General features: G+C 48.6%; 18 protein-coding genes. 12 read left to right on the forward strand and 6 right to left on the reverse strand.

Features of this window, described 5'->3' with window-relative positions; genetic code table 11:
* The first annotated feature begins 147 nt into the window (after positions 1 to 147).
* Positions 148 to 348: a DUF885 family protein gene (locus A5320_RS14415; protein ID WP_068066070.1), complete on the forward strand. Its 201-nt coding sequence runs from the start codon at positions 148 to 150 to the stop codon at positions 346 to 348.
* A gap of 280 nt (positions 349 to 628) precedes the next feature.
* Positions 629 to 1483, forward strand: a complete 855-nt coding sequence (locus A5320_RS14420) for a TIGR04219 family outer membrane beta-barrel protein (RefSeq protein WP_068066073.1) — start codon at positions 629 to 631, stop codon at positions 1481 to 1483.
* Positions 1484 to 1887: 404 nt separating this feature from the next.
* On the opposite strand, the gene A5320_RS14425 is transcribed toward A5320_RS14420, so the two are convergent.
* A complete protein-coding gene (locus A5320_RS14425) occupies positions 1888 to 2520 on the reverse strand; it encodes a glycoside hydrolase family 19 protein (protein ID WP_068066076.1) in 633 nt (210 codons plus the stop codon).
* 231 nt (positions 2521 to 2751) lie between these two features.
* On the opposite strand from A5320_RS14425, the gene A5320_RS14430 reads away from it, so the two are divergent.
* From A5320_RS14430 to A5320_RS14450, 5 genes are all read left to right on the forward strand, one after another.
* Positions 2752 to 3435 carry a hypothetical protein gene (locus A5320_RS14430; protein ID WP_157605873.1) on the forward strand — a complete coding sequence of 228 codons (684 nt, stop codon included), beginning with the start codon at positions 2752 to 2754 and terminating at the stop codon, positions 3433 to 3435.
* A 70-nt stretch (positions 3436 to 3505) separates the two neighbouring features.
* The gene (locus A5320_RS14435; protein WP_068066079.1) at positions 3506 to 4471 is read left to right on the forward strand and encodes a magnesium transporter CorA family protein; all 966 of its coding nucleotides are present in this window, start codon (positions 3506 to 3508) and stop codon (positions 4469 to 4471) included.
* Between the two features lie 177 nt (positions 4472 to 4648).
* Positions 4649 to 5998, forward strand: coding sequence for a magnesium transporter (mgtE, locus tag A5320_RS14440; RefSeq protein WP_068066083.1), 1350 nt, complete (start codon positions 4649 to 4651; stop codon positions 5996 to 5998).
* A 126-nt stretch (positions 5999 to 6124) separates the two neighbouring features.
* The gene (rimK, locus tag A5320_RS14445) at positions 6125 to 7030 is read left to right on the forward strand and encodes a 30S ribosomal protein S6--L-glutamate ligase (RefSeq protein WP_068066084.1); all 906 of its coding nucleotides are present in this window, start codon (positions 6125 to 6127) and stop codon (positions 7028 to 7030) included.
* Entirely contained in the window at positions 7030 to 8133 is a 1104-nt protein-coding gene (locus A5320_RS14450; RefSeq protein WP_082971783.1) for a succinylglutamate desuccinylase/aspartoacylase family protein, read from the forward strand. Before rimK ends, A5320_RS14450 begins: the two co-directional genes overlap by 1 nt.
* Positions 8134 to 8324: 191 nt before the next feature.
* On the opposite strand, the gene A5320_RS14455 is transcribed toward A5320_RS14450, so the two are convergent.
* The 5 genes from A5320_RS14455 to A5320_RS21980 form a co-directional block, all read right to left on the reverse strand.
* A complete protein-coding gene (locus A5320_RS14455; protein ID WP_231916739.1) occupies positions 8325 to 9080 on the reverse strand; it encodes a DUF2884 family protein in 756 nt (251 codons plus the stop codon).
* Positions 9081 to 9343: 263 nt separating this feature from the next.
* Positions 9344 to 11020, reverse strand: a complete 1677-nt coding sequence (locus tag A5320_RS14460; RefSeq protein WP_231916740.1) for a DUF342 domain-containing protein — start codon at positions 11018 to 11020, stop codon at positions 9344 to 9346.
* A gap of 252 nt (positions 11021 to 11272) precedes the next feature.
* A complete protein-coding gene (locus A5320_RS14465; RefSeq protein ID WP_068066831.1) occupies positions 11273 to 11608 on the reverse strand; it encodes a hypothetical protein in 336 nt (111 codons plus the stop codon).
* A gap of 103 nt (positions 11609 to 11711) precedes the next feature.
* Entirely contained in the window at positions 11712 to 12404 is a 693-nt protein-coding gene (locus tag A5320_RS14470) for a DUF2982 domain-containing protein (RefSeq protein WP_068066086.1), read from the reverse strand.
* A 4-nt stretch (positions 12405 to 12408) separates the two neighbouring features.
* Positions 12409 to 12573, reverse strand: a complete 165-nt coding sequence (locus tag A5320_RS21980; RefSeq protein ID WP_157605876.1) for a hypothetical protein — start codon at positions 12571 to 12573, stop codon at positions 12409 to 12411.
* A gap of 58 nt (positions 12574 to 12631) precedes the next feature.
* Between A5320_RS21980 and A5320_RS14475 the strand changes: the two genes are divergently transcribed.
* The 5 genes from A5320_RS14475 (at position 12632) to A5320_RS14495 (ending at position 19906) form a co-directional block, all read left to right on the forward strand.
* On the forward strand, positions 12632 to 13687 hold the full coding sequence (locus A5320_RS14475; RefSeq protein WP_068066833.1) for an efflux RND transporter periplasmic adaptor subunit: 1056 nt from the start codon (positions 12632 to 12634) through the stop codon (positions 13685 to 13687).
* 2 nt (positions 13688 to 13689) lie between these two features.
* A complete protein-coding gene (locus tag A5320_RS14480; protein ID WP_068066087.1) occupies positions 13690 to 16797 on the forward strand; it encodes an efflux RND transporter permease subunit in 3108 nt (1035 codons plus the stop codon).
* Positions 16798 to 16965: 168 nt separating this feature from the next.
* The gene (locus A5320_RS14485) at positions 16966 to 17997 is read left to right on the forward strand and encodes a nitrate- and nitrite sensing domain-containing protein (protein ID WP_068066089.1); all 1032 of its coding nucleotides are present in this window, start codon (positions 16966 to 16968) and stop codon (positions 17995 to 17997) included.
* A 129-nt stretch (positions 17998 to 18126) separates the two neighbouring features.
* Positions 18127 to 18915, forward strand: a complete 789-nt coding sequence (locus A5320_RS14490) for an ABC transporter ATP-binding protein (protein WP_197490124.1) — start codon at positions 18127 to 18129, stop codon at positions 18913 to 18915.
* Entirely contained in the window at positions 18908 to 19906 is a 999-nt protein-coding gene (locus tag A5320_RS14495; RefSeq protein WP_068066091.1) for a FecCD family ABC transporter permease, read from the forward strand. Before A5320_RS14490 ends, A5320_RS14495 begins: the two co-directional genes overlap by 8 nt.
* Positions 19907 to 19916 lie beyond the last annotated feature (10 nt).

The following is a 19916-nucleotide window of genomic DNA, read 5'->3' on the forward strand; positions in this document are numbered from 1 at the left end:
AGCTATTTAACTGATGCACAACGCCATCTTCGGAACTCTTAAATCCATCAATGTACGGGGTATTTTTATACAGCTACCATCGGCTTGAGTCTGACGAAGTCTCTATTTGCGAATGAATTACTGCTTTTCGTTTATTGCATTCTTCGAATGAATAATCATATCGATGGTGCAAAAAGACCTGACCCTTTTGGTGTTCAAATCGCCATCGCCCAGGTACTGGAAAATGTGCCGAAGTTCCGTAAATTTGGTGGTTATACTGCCTATGTCGAAGACCAGGGGTTGTACACTGAAATGCTGCCAAAAGAAATTGGCATGTATCAGGTTCCAGCACTTACCTATGTTGGTTAATATGTACGGAATCGGTTGAATTAACGTGAGTTAAAGGTTAACTTCTTTTAAGAAAAATTCATGAACGAAGGCAATAGAATTTGCGTCTTGCGAGTTCTTTGCCCAGGGCAAGATCACCAACGTTTTTTAAACGATTTCAACCCGATGTTTGAAAGTTTTGTGAACGGCGCTGGCATATTTAACTTCGTCTTTTACATCAGCGAGACCGGTTGTTAAGCAATCTGAACAAAAAAAGAACGCTTACGTTCTCGCCCTGATTCGTAAACAAGGATAGTAACAGATGATAAAAACAGCTTTTGCTGCAACTCTTGCAGCACTTTTTACTTTTACCGCCCCAGCCACTGCACAATTCACTTATACGCCAAAATCAAGTGATTATGTTGGTTTATATCTGGGCGTCCAAATCTGGCAAAGTGAACCAAGTGGTATTTTTGGTGAAGAAAATACGCTCATTGATTTTAATTTAAAAAAAGAACAGCAAATTAACGCCTTTATTGATATTAAGCACCCTATTTCTTTTCTTCCTAATATACGCATTTCGAATACCCAACTGGATACCTCAGGTAAAACTACTTTAACGCAAGAGGTTGGCTTCGACGATCAGACCTTTCCTATTGGTGATAAAGTTGATGCCAGTTTTAACGTCAGTTATGTCGATTACACCTTCTATTATGATTTGTTTGATAATGAAAGATTTTCATTTGAGTTGGGATTAACCGCTAGAGATTTGAATGGTGGCGTTACCGTTACCGGGGCTGCAAAAAGTTCTGTTGACAATTGTGATGATCCTAATCCTTCTCCTGACAGTCCTTGTCCAGACGAAGAAAATACTGCTATTTCCAGCGGTAAAATAAAAACTGACGAAATTAAGCCTATGTTGTACGTTGCCACCAACATGAGCTTGCCGTTAACTAGTTTAAGTGTATTTGCCCAAGCTGACTTTTTATTAATAGATGACCATACATTTTCTGACTATCAAGTTGGCTTAAGTTACAATCTGATGAGAAACAAAATGGCGGATTTTCATGTGAACTTAGGTTATCGAGTGGTGAAAATGGAATTCGAAAATTTAAACAGTTTATCTACCGATCTTGAATTTAAAGGTGCTTTTGTTGGCATGATTGCCCGCTTTTAAAACGGATGGTTCCCAATAATTCAAACAAGTAGGGAACCATCTCCTCTGATAATTTCAGGCCACCCATCGTTTCATCGCCAAATATTTGCATAAACATTTTTGCAGCAGATCTTAAAGATTCACGTATTTCATGTCAGGATGGCATAACGCTAAAGCCAAGGTCTGCGCAGATTGCTCGTGTCCGTAACAGCAACTACACCTTCAGTGTGATTGCTTTATAGGAACCCGGGGTCAGGTCTTGCACAAGACCTGACCCTGCATCTTGCAGTATGCTTTTTTAGCCACTCCTGACCATCAAGACGACAAGTGCACGCAAAGGCTGATATTGATGTGAGAGAGTATCAAATTGACACAACAAAACACCGCTTCGCCGATACAAGCAGTCGAGTGAGCCGATTAAAGCTTTATAGTTTTGACCGAATTTCGATTGCAAGCTTTAAGCGGTCTTTTAATCCATTCAGTCCGCCATTGATTCTTTTTGTGATGAGCGTGAAATCTTCTAGATCATCATCATCCGTCTTGTCATCAGCCAACTCATTGAGTCCCAAAGAAGACCAGAACCATGCAGCGGAAAGCAATGAATTGTGTGGCTCCACTAACAAATCAGGCTTATTTAATAGAGGTAAATTTAGGTGTTCTCCTGCGCGCTTGTAATTGGAACGTCCGGTTAGTTGAATAAGACCTCGCCCACGATACTTATAACCGTCTCCTGAAACGATATCACCGTTCCCAATCCGATTTGCATAGACATAATTCGCCAGTTTTTCGGGATTCCCAGCATATTGCATTGCAAAGTCCAATGTCGGAAAGCGTTTTGGCCACACCTCCATTAATCGTTTGGCACTGAAACTTAGATTTTCAGTCAAAATGTTAAATGAACCAGATTCATATGCCACTTGAGCTAGAAAACAGGCTAAACGATCACTAGAGTTAATACCGTACTTGGGGCAAATCTCATTGAGAGGTGCCACCCAACTGTCAGGATTTTTGCATTTTGGAAGCAAGGTTTTGAGTAAATCAGCCGTAAATATTGCCATGGGAATCTCCTTTTCACTTCGTGCAGCATAAAGTTTTCTGAATCATAATTAGAACTGAGATCACAGAGAATAGAATGTAGCAGGGTCGTTGAATTGTTCAATATTTAGGCGGCCTGTAAAGCCATTTAGATCATAGTAGCTCCGTACGGTGACCTTTTACGTTTGCGCAAACTGGCATACTGCTTGTTCAACAACTACATTCTGATGCATTGGCGCTTGTAGGATGCAGACATGCAAATGCTGAAGCAGGATAAACACTGGGCGCCGATGACTGAATATCGACAACCAGCGCGGCATCGCTTTCATTTTCTATGTGGATTGATAGTTACTGTTGGGTTGCTCACTGGCTGCAGTACGTCACCGCACCAAGCTGTAACAGCTGACACAACGATCACAGCTGGCTCAACGAGCACAATTGACGCAACAGCGTGCATCGGCGACATTCAACCTGTGCCCAGTGGTTTAATTGCCATTGACGATCCAGAGTTATTACAAGCAGCCATAGGCAAGCCAATGCAGGGCCGACTGTGCAAAGGCAAAGTGTTTGTGGCCACCCAGCCAGTTCTGGTTTACCGCGGGTGGAACCACGCCGATCCAAACTCTCAATTTGGCTCCTGGTGGACTTTTACCAGGCCTGCCAGCACCCGCGCACAATACCGGATTGACTACGCTATTTGTCCGAAATGGAATCCGCTTACCCGGATCAGCGTCTGCCAGGTGAAGGTTGGCAGCAAACTGGTCGTAGGCCCGGGTCAAAGTGCCGCTTGCCCTCTTGATCAGCTAAGTTATGCCGCCTCCCCTTACAATCAGGTCTTTCTGCCAAATACCCGGCCAAATAACCAACCAAATAATTTGCAACAACAGGTGCTACAGGTCGAGAACTGCAGTAATGACACAGCCTGGCCGGAACATTAGCCATTGATGTTGCTTGCCAGCCTGTGAAACAATTGCGTATGCTCGGCAAAACAACGTATTGGAAAATAAGATGATTGTGCTTCATCTGTACAACCCGGAAACCGAAACCTGGCAAAACGGTGATATCAAGCTGTTGTCGTTACCACTGCACGGCGATCAGCGGCTGTGGCTGAATTTGTCCAATGCCAGCACAGACGAACAGCAACAGTTACTGGCGAAATTTAATATTCATCCGGAAATAGCCGAAGACTTCCTGCGCGAACGCCACCCGCCAAAGCTGGAAAGTTCCAATGGCTTTACGCTGATGATTTTGCGCGCTTATGCCGGCAAAGATTTTAAGGATTATCCGGGCCATGCCCAGCTCAGCCTGCTGTTCTCCAATCAGGTGCTGCTCTACAAATGCCAGTTGCCGGAGCAGGAATATGCCTACGCCCTGCCTACTTTTGATTTGCAGCAGCCAGCAATGCCGATTAAGGATTGGGTAAAACATTATATTCATGCCGTTTCTGCCAGCTATCTGGAAAAACTGATCAATTTTGAAGATGAACTGTCCGAATTTGAAGACGCCATGCTTAACCATGGTGACGACCAGAAAATGGCGCAAATTATGCGATATCGTTCAGTGTTTCGAAAGTTGGACCGTAACCTCGCTTATCAAAAAGAAATGTTTGCCGATTTGTTGGATCTGGAAAGCGAACACCTGCTGAAAAGCCTGTTTCAACCGGTTGAACTGCGTGACTTTTACGAAAAATTCGAACGTCTGCTCAGCATGACGCAAATGTACTACGACCAGCTCGGCGATTTGGTTAGCGGTTATATGTCGACATCATCGCACCAAATTAACGAACGGATGAAACTCCTCACCATGGTATCGACGGTGTTTATTCCACTAACCTTTATCGTCGGCATGTACGGAATGAACTTTGACAATATGCCGGAACTTCATCTGGAAACCGGGTATTACTGGACAATCGCTGTCATGACCGTTCTGGCACTGGCGATGCTGCTGGGCTTTAAAATCAAACGCTGGTGGTGACAATTTTTAACAGTCACCAGCCAACTCGGTCAATCAGCGAAAAAAGATTGGAAATGTCTTTGAATTGACTATAAAACTGACGCGCAGCTGCGGTATTATCGCCAACTTTTAAAATAACCGGTTTCACCAGCGGCAATCTGCCAAACTGGTGTTAAGTTCTGGTGTAAGGACGCAGCGATGGCTGACACTCAACTACTTGATATCAAAGAAATTGTTCGCGACAGCTTCGATGAGCAGGAAGTTGAACAGCTTGGCGTCAAACTCAGCCAGCTGGAACCAGAAGAAATTGCAGTTGCGCTTGAAGCGATGCCGCTGGAGCAGCGGATCAGCACCTGGCAAAGCCTGCACCCCGATGAGCAAATTCATGCTCTGTCTTATATGCGCGACGATGCGCGTGAAAACATCTTTAAACAATTAGAAGCGCCTGAACTGTCCGTGTTGGTCGACCGGATGGACGTTGACGATCTGATTGAAATGCTTGATGAATTGCCGGCAGCGGTTTATCAGGAAGCCTGCTCTAAACTGGACGCCACCGATAAAGAATGGCTGGCCACCGCTCTTGCATACACCGACGAACAATGTGGTCGTTACGCTGACCACGATGTATTAACCATTCGCAATAACGCCAAAATCCGTGATGCCATTCGGTTATTTAAAAAACTAAATGAAGACGCGGAATACCATGACGCGCTGATGGTGGTGGACCGCACCGGTCGTTATGTCGGCATGTTATTGAGCATTAGTTTGCTCGGTCAGCCCAGTCATTTGCCAATCGTGGAATTTATTGATGACGAAGCGCCGGTTGTCGACGGTGAAATGGACTTGGACCAAGGCTCCGACATCGTGGCACGCTCCGGTTATACCGCTTTAGCGGTGATTGATGAGGAAGGCAAGTTGCTCGGCCGGTTATCCATTGGTGAAGCGCTGGAAAACGTCCGGCGCAGCCTCGAAAGCCAGTTTATGCACACTGCCGGTTTAGATGAAACCGAAGATTTGTTCGCCCCGGTAATGAACAGCGCCAAGCGCCGTGCCGTATGGCTGGGTATTAATTTGCTGACCGCTTTTCTGGCATCATGGACCATCGGTCTGTTTGAAGCAACCTTGCAACAGGTGGTCGCATTGGCGGTGCTGATGCCGATTGTCGCCAGTATGGGTGGCATTGCCGGCAGCCAAACCTTGACCTTGATAATTCGCGGTTTAGCTCTGGGGCAAATCACTCCCAAAACCTACTGGACTTTGCTGCGAAAGGAGCTGGGGGTGGGCTTGATCAACGGCGTGTTGTGGGCGGCAGTGATTGCCGTTGTTACTTACTTCTGGTTTAACGATCTGATCATCGGCACTGTGATTGGCCTGGCCATTGTGATTAATATTCTGGTGGCGGCAGCTTCCGGGGTGGTTATCCCGGTGCTGCTGGAAAAAGTCAAAATTGACCCGGCATTATCCGGCTCGGTTATTCTCACCACCATCACCGATGTGATTGGTTTTTTTGTGTTTCTCGGTCTAGGCTCCTTGTTACTGTTGCCTTAAATATTCCAAAGTTTGACGCTGACAATAGATTTTTAAAACAAAGCCAAATCACCAAGTCGTAACTATTTAAACTCATTATTATTTTTTGCAGTGTGGACAATCACCACAGCTGTAGCCGGAGTCTGCATGAAAATAGCTTTGTTATCCCGAAATGCCGAATTGTACTCGACCAAGCGACTGGTCGAAGCCGCCGAAGCCCGCGGCCACCAGATTGAAGTGATTGATCCGATTTTGTGTTACATGAACATCAATCACAATGCGTTATCTATCCACTACAAAGGCGAAGAACTGTCGGCTTTTGATGCGATTATCCCGCGGATCGGCGCTTCAATTACCTTTTACGGTAGCGCCGTTTTACGCCAGTTCGAAATGATGAATGTGTATTGCCTGAATAACGCCGCCGCTATCGGCCGGGCGCGCGATAAACTCAATTCACTGCAACTATTAGCACGCGACGGTATTGGCTTGCCGATCACCGGTTTTGCTGACAAACCCGGTGATATTCCTGATCTGATTGAAATGGTCGGTGGCGCGCCGCTGGTGATCAAATTGCTGGAAGGCACCCAGGGTATCGGCGTGGTGCTGGCCGAAACCCGCACCGCCGCCGAGAGTGTGATTGAAGCCTTCATGGGCCTGAACGCCAATATTCTGGTGCAGGAATATATCCGCGAAGCCAAAGGCGCCGATATCCGCTGTTTTGTGGTTGGCAATAAAGTGGTGGCCGCGATGAAACGCCAAGCTAAAGAAGGTGAATTTCGCTCTAATTTGCATCGCGGCGGCACCGCCAGTAAAGTCCGTTTAAGTAAAGCCGAACGGCAAACCGCATTAAAAGCGGCGCGCTGCATGGGTTTAAATGTGGCGGGTGTTGATATCTTGCGCTCCAATCAGGGGCCGGTGGTGATGGAAGTGAATAGCTCACCTGGCCTCGAAGGCATTGAAGCTGCAAGCGAAATTGATGTTGCTGACACAATAGTGCAGTATCTGGAACAACAAGTAAGCCGCCACCAAAGCAAACAACGGAGATCGTCTTGATGAGTGAAGTGCCGGAACCGGATAATGCCCCAGCCGTCAGCAACCGCCCGCCGCCCGCTGTCGCCGAAGATTTTGAGTTTGGCAACAGCACCATCACCCCAGGTAGCCGCGTGGTGGTGGATATCCCCTTTGGTAAACTTTACACTCACACCGAGCTTAATATCGGCGCCCATGTGCTGCATGGCAAAAGACCTGGCCCGGTACTGCTGATTACCGCGGCTTTGCATGGTGATGAAATTAATGGCGTGGAAATTTGCCGTCGCTTGCTGAAACTTCCAAAAATAAATAGTTTACGCGGCACTTTAATCGTGGTTCCGATCGTCAATACCTATGGTTTTGTACAACAATCCCGTTATTTACCGGACCGCCGAGATTTAAACCGCAGTTTCCCTGGCAGTGAAAAAGGCTCATTAGGCAGTCGGATGGCCTGGCAGTTCACCGACCGTATTCTAAAGAAATGCACCCATGTCATCGACTTACATACTGGCGCTATTCACCGTAGTAACCTGCCGCAAGTCCGCGCTACTTCCAGAGATAAAGTGTCGCTGAAGATGGCCGAAAGTTTTAATGCGCCGATTATTATCAAAGCTGCTAGTCGCGACGGCACCATGCGCGGCACCGCCAATAATCTGGGTATTCCGATTATTTTGTATGAAGCCGGTGAAGCGCTGCGTTTTGATGAGCAGTCGATCAAAATTGGTGTGCGCGGTATCGTCAACGTGATGCACAGTCTCGGCATGCTACGGTCGGTGCGAAAGGTCGAGAAAACCCAGTCGTTATTTTCGAAAAAAAGTAGCTGGGTCCGCGCCGAGCATGATGGTATCGCCCGCTATTATTATGGTTTAGGCCAAAAAGTTGAAGTGGGTGATGTGCTGGCGCATATCTACTCGCCCTACTCCGATTTTGAAGTCGCTGTGGTAGCAACTTTCAGCGGTATTATCATTGGCCGCAATAACTTACCGCTGATCAACGAAGGCGAAGCGCTGTTCCATATTGCTGAAGTCAGTGAACTGGATGAAGCGGAAAAAACCATTGATGCGATCAGCGACGAAGTCGATAGTGCGATGCCGGCGGTAATGGGCGGAGAATTTGGGTTGGTCTGAGCTATACCCGTCATCCTTGAAGATTCGGGGTTGTTGGCCGCCTGCACTCACCCCAGTCACATAGAACAGCTATGCTCCTGGGTCGGGCTGGCGTTCCAGATTCGTTTAGTTGCCGCCTACCCGAATCTTCAATGATTTTGGGTATATACCCGTCATCCTTGAAGATTCGGGGTAAAAATGAGCTCAGCGGCCTACTTGGCAATCACCACATCGTACTGCAGCAGTTGCGGCACCCGTTGTTGCAGCTGACTTTCGATATGATCAAGTTCCAGCAAGCGGGTACAAAATAACGCCGATTGTGCTTCAAGCTCATCGGCTTTGGCATCGAGCCCCAAATTTATTTTATCAATCAGCTGCTCGACACTCTGCCAGTCCTGGCTTTCACTACGTTCGAAATTATCGTCGGTCTGCCGCAGTGCGTCACGTAGCGCGCCCCACACCGCACCCACGGTATTTTTAGCCAGCTGCGTCAGATTTTCTTTCAGCTCGCCATGCAAAAATGCATCCATTTCATTCAGGCTTTGTGGTGCCAGATAAAAATGCTCGCCACTTCGGACAAACCGCGACATCAACTGATAGGTGGTTTCCTGCACCAGCGCTTTCCATTCTTCCTGTTGGGTCGGATTACCGACGCCAATCAACATACTTTCAATTGCTGATAAACCGAGCTCGACGCTGTCAACAGCGATGCCAACCACTTGCGGCACAAATTTGCGCATGCCCTGGCTGTATTGGGCAACAACTTCAGTATCTGCTTCGGATAAGGTAATCCACTGTCCCTGAATAAATAACTGGCGGTCATAGTTAATCTGAAATTGGGTGCGATCAGCGGTCATGACCCGGATTTGATCCGGCGAAATCAGAATGCCGTGCCGGAACGCCATCTGGCATTCATTGGCAAAAAGGTGGAAACTCAGCAGGCCAAACAATAGCAATAAAACTCGCAACTTTTTCTCCTGACAACCAGCCCGAAAGTTCGTGATGTGAAATGGCAGCATAACTTATTAAAACGGCCAGGGCAGCTGGCATTATCGCAGCCAGCGCACAATTTATCGGATAACAGAGTATCTAAGTTTGGTCAAACCAGTTTTTGGTAGGTCGGATAAACGCAAAGCGTGCCGTCAGACAGGGGCTCGGCCTGCATTTGGTATCGCACGCAGTGGCGCTGAGCTTATCCGTCTTTGTCGCAAAACAGGGGGTCGAAATAAACTCAGTGGATTAACGGATCAATTTTCAAAGCCGCTTCGATAATTTTCACCTGACTTGGTCCGTACTCACGTTTGACCGGCAGCTTTTCACTCCCCACGTGAACTTCAACCCCACCAAACATTTGCTGTTTGACGATGACTGCAGTTTCAATCATCAACGCCACACGCTGTGCTTCCAGCCGTTTGATATCTTCAATCATTGCTAAAGCGACGGTTTTTTGCGCTTCAAATTCTTCCACAAAAGCATTCATATGCTCGGTGGTCGCGTCCGATTTCTCGAGTTTTTTCATCTGCTCAATACTGGACTTAATTTGTTCCATTTCCACTTTGACCGCGGCCACATTTTGCCGCAGCGCCTGCTGTTTTTCGGCAACCGGGTCAATGCGCCGATTGATATTCAGCTGCAGCGAGCTTTCGGATGGTGAGCCAAGTACCCCACATTTAATGCCCAAATCGAGATAAAAATGCCCACCTACCACTTTACCGGTCAGCTTATCTTCGGGTCCGGCCACCACCATTCTGGCGGATACATCACAATGGTTAATTTGCTTCACCGCGTGGAAATCACCTTCGCATTCAATCTTGACGTACTGCGCTAAAGTACAACGGATGTCACCTTTTGCTTTGACCACCGTACTGTACTGTTCTTCATCAGTTCCGACATTTACCTGATGACCGATAATAGAACCGCCAATCGAAATATCACCACCTGATTCGACCAAATCGCCTTCAACCGCACCTTTGATAAAGACATTACCGCCTGCAATCACTTTCATGCCCTGGGTGACATCGCCGTTGACGATCACCGAACCACGGAACTGAATATGACCGGTGGCTAAATCGACTTTTTTCACCGCGTACACTTCATCAACAGTAGCGCCGGCATCCAAAATACGGGGCATTCCATCACGCGCCGCTATCAGTAAATCCGCATCAGTAGGGCTGACTTCAACGCCTTCACCGTTATTCCATTCGATAGGTGTACCAGGCGGTGCCAATGTTACTTCACTGCGGACATTAATGCCGTCAACGCCTTTGGTTGGCGGAAGGCGACGCACTATACCTTGCCCCAGCTGTACCGCAGGGATCACGCCAAAGTCGCGTAAATCAGCACGACTGTTGCTAATCATCACGGGTTTATTCACCCGCACCGACATCCCGGCAACTAAGGCTTCAAACCGCGCATTCAGTCCGGGTTGCATCACGCGGCCGACGGCAATCACCTGCGTTGTCACGACTCCGGGTTCAGCCCGGCTCGCCGTCGCGACTAAATGGACAATTTGTTCTTTTTGAAAGCCAAAGCTGATGCCGTATTCCTGAGCCCCTTTGACTAAATCATTGGCCGACACCGGCGCGCCGCCCCAGGCTGCAACAATAGTGGCCGTAGCAGTCATCGCATCGGGTGCGATATCAAATTTAACTTCAGCATTTTTACGCACGGCGATTTTGCGCTGGGCGCGGTAGCCATCTGGGATTTTTTTCAGTTTAAGTTCGGATTGCAGTGCCTGATAATCGGCAAGTAAATTAGTGAGTTGATCGTTCACCACAAAGCAGCGGCCAAAACCAGCTTCGGCCATGCCTTCGCGCACCAGCGCTGGGGTTAAAGGCAACAGTGTCACCATCACGTCGATAATGATCGTGTCTTGATTACGACTAAATTGCATTGAAATAGAGTTCACAGCGGGATCACAACTATAACCATAATTACTGGCTACTGAAGCAAATTTTCACTGTAAACGCAAGTGATTGCGTAAAATCAGTAACCTTTCTGCAAATTTTTGCGTTAAATTATTTGCGCAGTTTGTCAAATGCTTCAGCGCTGGTATTTATCTGAAGCGGGTTCACGACCAATAAAAAAACCGCCGTAGCGATTTCTTTATAGAGCAGCCGCAATCTTTGCGCCTGTTAACCATCGGAACAATAGCCAATCTTCAGATATAGTTTTCCTGATGTACCCGGATAAATAAATCCGTTCCGATTTTTGTGTAATCGATTTTATATTCTTTGTTGTTCAATGCTTGCACAAATAACAGAGTTTTGGTTTCGCCGAACACATCACTGCTGCCGATATCGACGATATCCATGTAACGTTCTTTTGCTTCCACGCGGTTGACAGGCACTTCTTCAGTGAAAATTCTAACGCCGGTGCGGGATACGATGACCACTGGATCAGTTTCATTGTTGATAACGATCAGATCGAGCTTTTTTTGCTTGTGAATTACGGTGTTGCGTCCGCTTACCAGAAAGGGTCTTTCGTAAGTACTCATAATTGTTTTCACCATCGTTTGGCTTGTGTATCACTGCATTATGATACAGGCAGAAAAATGTGTCCAGAGCCTGAAACGGCTGTTTAGCAACGGTTTTCCGGCATTACAACTGTGTCGGAGGTGTCATCAACCCATCTCGGGTACTGATGTAGTTCAGACGGCTCTGATTTACCATCCGGCAAAATTCAGCAGGTGTTATAGCCAGACTGTCGGCTGGTATAAACAGTTCTGCGCCCAGTAACCCGGATAAATGCCGCATTCGGTGCGCAAACATGGCCAGCACACCGTGGTAACGAATGTTGTCGATATGAAGGTCGGTACTTTCCAGCAACATCTCACTGGGGCAAGTGCCATCCGGGCAATTTCGACGCAACGCCACTATCAGTAAATGCCGTTGTTCTGTCAACAATTTTACAGCCAGCCGCAGCGGTAAATGCTGCAGAAAACCCGGGTAATTTGTCACTTTAAAACCAACATAACTCAGCTCGCCGCCGCCAGCGAGCTGCGGCACGCTGGCAAACGCAAACGCTTGCCATGGTAATAACCAACTGCCACGTCGATGGTGGTAACAAACCCCCTGTGTGTTGAGTTCGACCGCATAATAAGGCTCGGTTATTTTGCTATATCCGACAAAAATCGCCAGCAACAACAATAAAAACAACACCACCCAGCCTTGCATGGACGTTAGATCAGGGCTGATTGCCAGTAACAACACCAACAATATCAGCACGATAGCCGATGACAGCATTAATGCGCCGCCGCCCTGGCCACTGCGGCTTCGGTATAAATATCGCATCGGCTTAACCCGGGCTATCAAGATAATAAAGCGTGAAAACGGTCATTAAAATGGTCCAGACCACATAAAACCGAATCATCCGGCAACGTTCGCATGGTTTTTCTGCCATGATTTCCTCCAACGATTCGACCAACGCCGCCAGTGATGCGATAACTTCAACATCCACCATGGCCGCTTTTCCATACAATACCGTACTTTATTTTTATCTGATATGCACCGGAGCCGAAGTGTCTCAGCAACCAACCCGTTTAATTTTCATAATTCTAGCTGCATTGCTCGGCTTTATTGCTTACATCTGGTTCACCGCAGACAATAACACAGCCCAAATACGCGGCGGCAACAACCAAACCACGGTCAAAACGGCCAAAATTACCAGCGCAGAGTTATCGCGCCAGGTGAAAACCCTGGGTACAGCATTGGCTTATGACTCGGCCAAAATTGTTGCTGCCACCAGTGATTACCTGACGTTGCTTGATATTAACGAAGGCAAGCAGGTCAAAAAAGGCCAATTATTGGCACAGCTGAATGATACCGAAGAAAAAGCCAGAGTAAATGAGCTGAAAGCTTTACTCAATGAGCAAAAACGCCAGCTGGCGCGACTCAATAACCTGACACGTACTCAGGCCAGTGCTATTTCGCTACAAGATGAACAACAGGCTAAAGTCAACGCTACTCAGGCGCAGCTGGATGCGGTGATGGCTCGCCTCAGTGAAATGCAAATTAAAGCACCATTTGATGGCCTGCTTGGTTTACGTCAGGTCAGCGAAGGCGCTTATATCTCAACCGGCACTGTGCTGACCACGCTGGACGACATTTCGGTGATCCGGGTTGAATTTAACGTGTCTGAACGTTACATCGCGGATTTAAAATTGGATATGCCACTGGCCATTACCAATGTTGCTTATGGCGACAGCAAATTCGTCGGCAAAATTAAAGCGATGGACCCACGGCTCGACCCCGTCACCCGCTCGATTAAAGTACATGGCACCATCGACAACAGCGACCTGAAACTCAGACCCGGCATGTTGTTAAACGTCACGGTCGAACTAGCCAACAACAAAGTATTGCAGGTGCCGGAAAAAGCCATAGTGCCGCTGCAAAACCGCCATTATGTGTTTGTGGTGGCTGCCGATGACAGTGTGAAACAAGTGGAAATTTCTCTGGGGCAACGGGTGCCTGGCAGTATTGAAGTGCTGTCCGGCCTGGCCGAAGGCGATGAAGTTGTGGTTGAAGGTACGCAAAAACTACGCAACGGTGTGGTTATTACCCGAGTGGGGCAATAGCTATGTGGTTGTCTGATGTTTCCGTCAAACGCCCGGTGTTCGCCACCGTCGTCAATCTGGTGCTGATGATTTTCGGCATCGTCTGTTTCAGCATGTTACCGCTGCGCGAATTTCCGGATATTGACTCGCCGGTGGTATCGATCAGTACCGACTATCCCGGCGCTTCTGCCGAAATTGTCGAATCCAAAATTACTCAGCCGATTGAAGATATGATCAGCGGCGTCGAAGGGATTAAAAACGTCAGCTCCAATAGCCGGGTTGGCCGATCCAACGTCACCATCGAATTTAATATCAACCGGGATATCGATGCGGCAGCGAATGACGTGCGCGAACGAGTGTCGCGGGTAATGGACAACCTGCCGGATCAGGCGCGGGCACCGGAAGTATTTAAAGCCAACAGTGATGATGACACCATCGCCTGGTTTTTACTGTCCAGCGAAAACATGACCAACCTCGAACTGACCGACTACGCCGACCGCTTTATTACCGAAAGGTTTTCGGTGGTCGATGGTGTTGCCCGCCTGCAAATTGGCGGTGAACGTAAATATGCGATGCGGATGTGGCTGGACAAAGACGCCATGGCGTCACGTGGCGTGACAGTGCAGGATATTGAAAACGTGCTGCGCAACGAAAACGTCGAATTGCCTGCCGGTAATGTTAAATCGTCTGATCGCGATTTTATCGTGCGGGTGGTTCGTACCTACAAAACCCAGGATGATTTCCGTCGGCTAGTGGTTAAAAAAGGCGACAACAATTATCTGGTTCGTCTGGGTGAAGTCGCCGAAGTGGTGCTTGCATCCGAAGATGAAGAAAGCGAATTTCGCAGTGACGGCAAAAGTGTGTTGGGCATTGGCATCATCAAGCAATCCAAAGCCAATACGCTGGATGTGGTGAAAAATGCCCGCGCTGAAGCGGAACGCATCAAAGCAACCTTGCCAGCCGGCACCACCATTGTCAGTGGCTATGACTCCTCGGTATTTATTGCCGAATCTATTCACGAAGTTTACAACACCCTTGGCATTGCCCTGCTGTTGGTGGTGGTAGTGATTTTTGCCTTCCTGGGTAATTTACGGGCGACCTTTATTCCTGCCGTCACGGTGCCGGTAGCGTTAATCAGCGCCATTACCGTGCTGTATGCACTGGATTTTTCGATTAACTTATTGACGTTACTGGCGATGGTGCTGGCGATTGGCCTGGTGGTCGATGACTCCATTGTGGTGTTGGAGAATATTTACCGGCGCATCGAAAACGGCGAGCATCCACTACTGGCGTCTTACCATGGCAGCCGTGAGGTTGGTTTTGCGGTGGTCGCCACGACGCTGGTACTGATTTCGGTATTTGTGCCGCTGGTGTTTATGCAAGGTGACCTGGGTAAACTCTTTACCGAATTTGCCCTGGCAGTAGCTGCTGCAGTGGCATTTTCTGCGGTTGCAGCTTTAACCCTGACGCCGATGTTGTGTAGCAAAATGTTGACCCGGCAAAAACGCGAAAGCAAATTCAGTGCCTTTTTGCACCGTCGTTTTGCCGCCATTGAAGCAGGTTATCTGGCGCAGTTAAAACATGTGACCACCCATAAATGGCCGACCTTTGCCGTGCTGGCGCTGTGTTTTATCGCCAGCGCGATGCTGGTAAAAATCATCCCGTCTGAGCTCGCGCCCCAAGAAGATCGCGGCACCTTTTTTGTGATGATGAGCCCGGTTGAAGGCGCCAGCTACAGCAGCAACAGCCGCAATATGAAGCTGATTGAAGATATCCTGCTGCCCTACTACGAAAAAGGTGAATTAAACCGGTTGCTGATCCGGGTGCCAGGTTTTGGCAATACTGGTGGTATGGCGATTGTTGGTAGTGAAAACTGGACCAACGGCGAGCGTCGCACCGCAGAATTGATCCCGGAAATCAGCGGCAAGATTAATGAACTGGCGGATGTGCGAGCCTTTATCAACCAACGCAGCGGTTTAAGTGGCGGCAGGGGTGGCGGTGGCCGACCAGTGCAGTTTGTGATGCAGGGTAATACCTATGAAGAATTAGCCAAATGGCGCGATATTGTGCTCGCCAAAGCCCAGCAAAACCCCAATCTGTTGATGCTCGACCATGACTACAAAGAAACGGTGCCACAAATTTTGGTCGAAATTAACAGCGAACGGGCTGCTGATCTAGGTATTTCAGTCGGCGTGGTTGGCCGGGCTTTGGAAGCGATGCTTGGCGGACGGCGGGTCACCACTTTCCTTGATCGCGGTAAAGAATATGACGTGATCCTCGAAGGCGCGAACGAGGATTTTAGCAAACCGGACAATATTTCGAACGTTTATGTCCGCTCAGCAGCGACCAATCAGCTAATCCCATTGGATAACCTGGTGACGCTGCGCGAAGAAGCCACGTCATCCACGCTGAACCGCTATAACCGGATGCGGGCTATTACCATTTCCGCGAACCTGGCACCTGGCTATAGCCTGGGCGAGGCGCTGGAATTTTTAGAAGAAACCGTTCGTACTGAAATCACCGACAACGTTGGGATAGAGTACAAAGGCGAATCACTGATGTACAAAGACAGTGGCGAATCAACGGTGATTATTTTCGCGCTGGCGCTAATCATCACCTATCTGGTGCTGGCCGCGCAGTTTGAAAGTTTTGTCCATCCGCTGATCATCATGCTAACGGTGCCGCTTGGCCTTGCCGGTGCGCTGGGAGGTTTATATCTGGCGGATATGACACTAAACATTTACAGCCAGATAGGTCTGGTGATGATTATCGGGTTGGTGGCCAAAAACGGCATCTTAATTGTCGAATTTGCCAACCAGCTACGTGATGCCGGGGTGGAATTCGGCCAAGCGATTCATCAAGCATCGGTTCAACGCTTACGCCCTATCGCCATGACAGCCTTCACCACAGTGATGAGTAGTATTCCGCTGATTGTCACCTCAGGTCCAGGTTCTGAAAGCCGGATGGTGATCGGGATGGTGATTTGTGCCGGAGTTGGATTTGCCACATTACTGACCCTGTATGTGGTACCGGTGGCTTATATGGCGCTTGCGCGGCATACCCGCTCGCCTGAATCAATCGCTAAAGAACTGGACGCATTGCAACAGGCTAAGGATCAAAACATCCAATAGCAAACGGCTGGCCTGACAGTCAACAAGCTGCCAGGCCTTGTTTCATTCAACCGTGTTAAATAGTCGATGGTTAAATGTTCGGTATTAAATTTGTCAGCGCTAAGTTTGGCATAATTTCAGAAACAGCCTAAGCTTTGGATCTGGCTCACGTGACAAGGAATGACACAGATGATTGATGCACAGCGCAGCAGCCAAAGATGGATTTTCTGGTTACTTTTAATCATCGCATCCATTTATCTGGCACTGACCCTGAACTGGGTTTTAAACAACAAACAACAACAGTACAAACTGCAAACCACGCTCAACGCATTGCCGTTGCTGCTGCCAGTCCAGCAACTGACGCAACAACTGCAGACCGAACGCGGCATGTTAGCCGGGTTCGCCACCCAGCAATTACCTTCGCGCCCCCCGATCGAATTACAACAATTGCAGACGGATGCGGCATGGCGCGATCTGGAATTAACGCTTGCAGACCAGCAGGCCATCAGCGAAACCGCTCCGGATTATCTGAAGACTCTGCCGGAGAAAACTCAGTTACTGTTGCTACGTCAGCGAATTTCTGATCAGCAGCTCAATAGTAGCGACATCAAACGGGCATATTCAGCTTTGTTGCGACCATTATTGGATCTCGCTGACTATTTACAGCAAAAAAATGAACTGACCGGATTAACCAAGCCATTAGCGGCGATTGTCGTACTGACGGAAGCGCTGGAGCTCGCCGGGCAAGAGCGCGCCACCTTACATGTCGCTTTCGCCGAACAACAAATGTCTGCCAGTCGCTACCAGAGTTATGTCATTCTGGTGAATGAGCAAATGGATTATTTACAACAATTTGCCGCGCTGAGTTCGCCAGAACTGCAACAACAATGGCTGATGGTGCAATCTCAGTTTGAAAATGGGGCTTTTATTGAACAACGCGAGCAAGCGCTGGCGCAAGACTTTGATGGCGATGCGACCTTGTGGTTTACCCTGGCAAGCACCAGAATGGAAAAAATTTACCAATTGCGCGCTGAATTGTGTCAACAATTGCTGCTACAGGCACATCAAATGGACCTGCAACTTGAACAAGTTTTTCAGCAACTGGTGAAGCAACTGCAATGGTTGTTATTGATTTATCTGCTGCTGATCTGGCGCATTTATCGCCTGCATTACGGTGTTCGTTCAACACTGCAGCAGATCCGGCATTCACCGCAGTTTTAACTGCCAGAACTAGTGCCGTCACCGCTTATTATTTGTTAGACTGCCAGCCTTCCAGCGTTGTTGCAGCGAAGGTATTAAGTCTGCTGCAACGCTTTGAATTTATTTCATTTGTCGGGGCTGAATTTCCAGGTGTCAAACCAACCACTCATATCCTGTACCAACCTGAACTTTCTCTGGCACCCGCATGCCGGGTTGCAGCAGGTTGATTTGACGCTGTATGTCAGCGACCGGCTGGGAATTATTGGCCCGAATGGCGCAGGCAAATCTACTTTACTCAAATTACTGGCAGGTTTATTACGCCCGGCCAGTGGTGAAATTCTGTTGTGCGGTAAGCCATTGCCGCACTTTGCTTTATCGGAAAAAGCCCGCATCCTGGCCTTATTGGCACAAGACACTGAACAAGCCACCGCCAGCACAGTATTTGAGCTGGTCGAGCTTGGTTTACTGCCACACAAGCAATTATGGCAACGCACCGATCAAGACGACAAATTACGAATTTCTCAAGTATTGACGCAGGTTGGGCTGGCAGACAAAGCAACAGCCAGCGTTAGCAGTTTGTCAGGTGGCGAACTTCAACGTGCCCAGTTTGCCAGGGTATTATTACAAGGCGCCCGCCTTTTGTTACTGGACGAACCTACCAACCATCTCGACGTACAGTACCAGCATCAATTGCTGCAAAATATCGTTAGTACGGATTTGTCGCTGATAGCCAGCTTTCACGACCTGAATCTTGCCGCCAGTTACTGTAATCAACTGCTGTTGCTGCAACATGGCAAAGTGGTGGCTGCGGGCAGTCCGGAGCAGGTGTTACAACCAAAGCTCATCAGCGAAGTATTCGGTCGGCGCTGCCTGGTTGATTTGAACCCGTTTGATGGCAAACCCAGAGTCACCTTCGCGCCGGGAGCCTGCAATGACTAAGTTGCTACGCCCCTTTCGCTGGGTACTGCTGTTATTCCTCCTGCTGTTCAGCTGCCTGTGGTGCCTGAATACCGGCGCTGTTGCGTTGGACTGGCAGCTATTATGGCCTTGTTTATTTGATCAATGCCATGCTTCTGCGCAGCACCAAATTTTGCTGGAACTGCGTTTACCGCGGTTGTTACTTGGTTTGGTGGCGGGCGCAGGTTTGGCTCTGTCTGGTGCTTTACTGCAGAATCTAAGTCGAAATATGCTGGCCGATCCCTATTTGTTTGGCATTATTTCCGGCGCCGGACTTGGCGCGACATTAGCGACTTTGTTGCTGCCACAATACGCCATCGCGTTGCCGCTAGCGGCTTTTGCCGGTGCGTTGCTGGCGATGGTGCTGGTGCTTGGCTTCGCAGCTTTAGGTGGCTGGCAGCGGCTGGATACGGTGATCCTTGCAGGCGTTGCAGTCAGCTTTTTATTGAGTGCCGTCACGTCCTTGTTGTTGTATCAAAGTGAAGCCTTTGCCGCCAACCGGGTGATGTTCTGGCTGATGGGCAGCCTGGCACGCGCAGATTACCAGGCGCTTGCAGTCATCACCCCTTGTTTGTTGTTGTGTTTTGCGCTTGGTTGTTTATACCGGCGCCAGCTGGATGCACTGCAATGGTCGGATCAAACAGCCTACAGTCTGGGTGTGGCAGTACTTCCGGTGCGCTTGTTGTTCCTGTTGCTGACGGCGGCCCTGACCGCCTGCATCGTAGCTTATTGCGGCGGCATTGGTTTTGTCGGGTTGATGATCCCGCATTTGGTACGCTTACTGTTTGGCGGCCAAACTCTGGTGCTGCTGTGCGGCAGTATGCTGTGTGGCAGTATGTTTTTGATCTGGGTAGATGCCGGTGCCCGTACTCTGTTACCCGAACAGGAATTGCCACTCGGCGTGATTACCGCCGGCATCGGCAGTTTGTTTTTTTTATTATTGTTAAGCAGAAAAGGCCAGCGCCAGCTGTAATTTAACGCTT

This window comes from Rheinheimera sp. SA_1 (assembly GCF_001669775.1).
Taxonomy (GTDB): Bacteria; Pseudomonadota; Gammaproteobacteria; order Enterobacterales; family Alteromonadaceae; genus Pararheinheimera.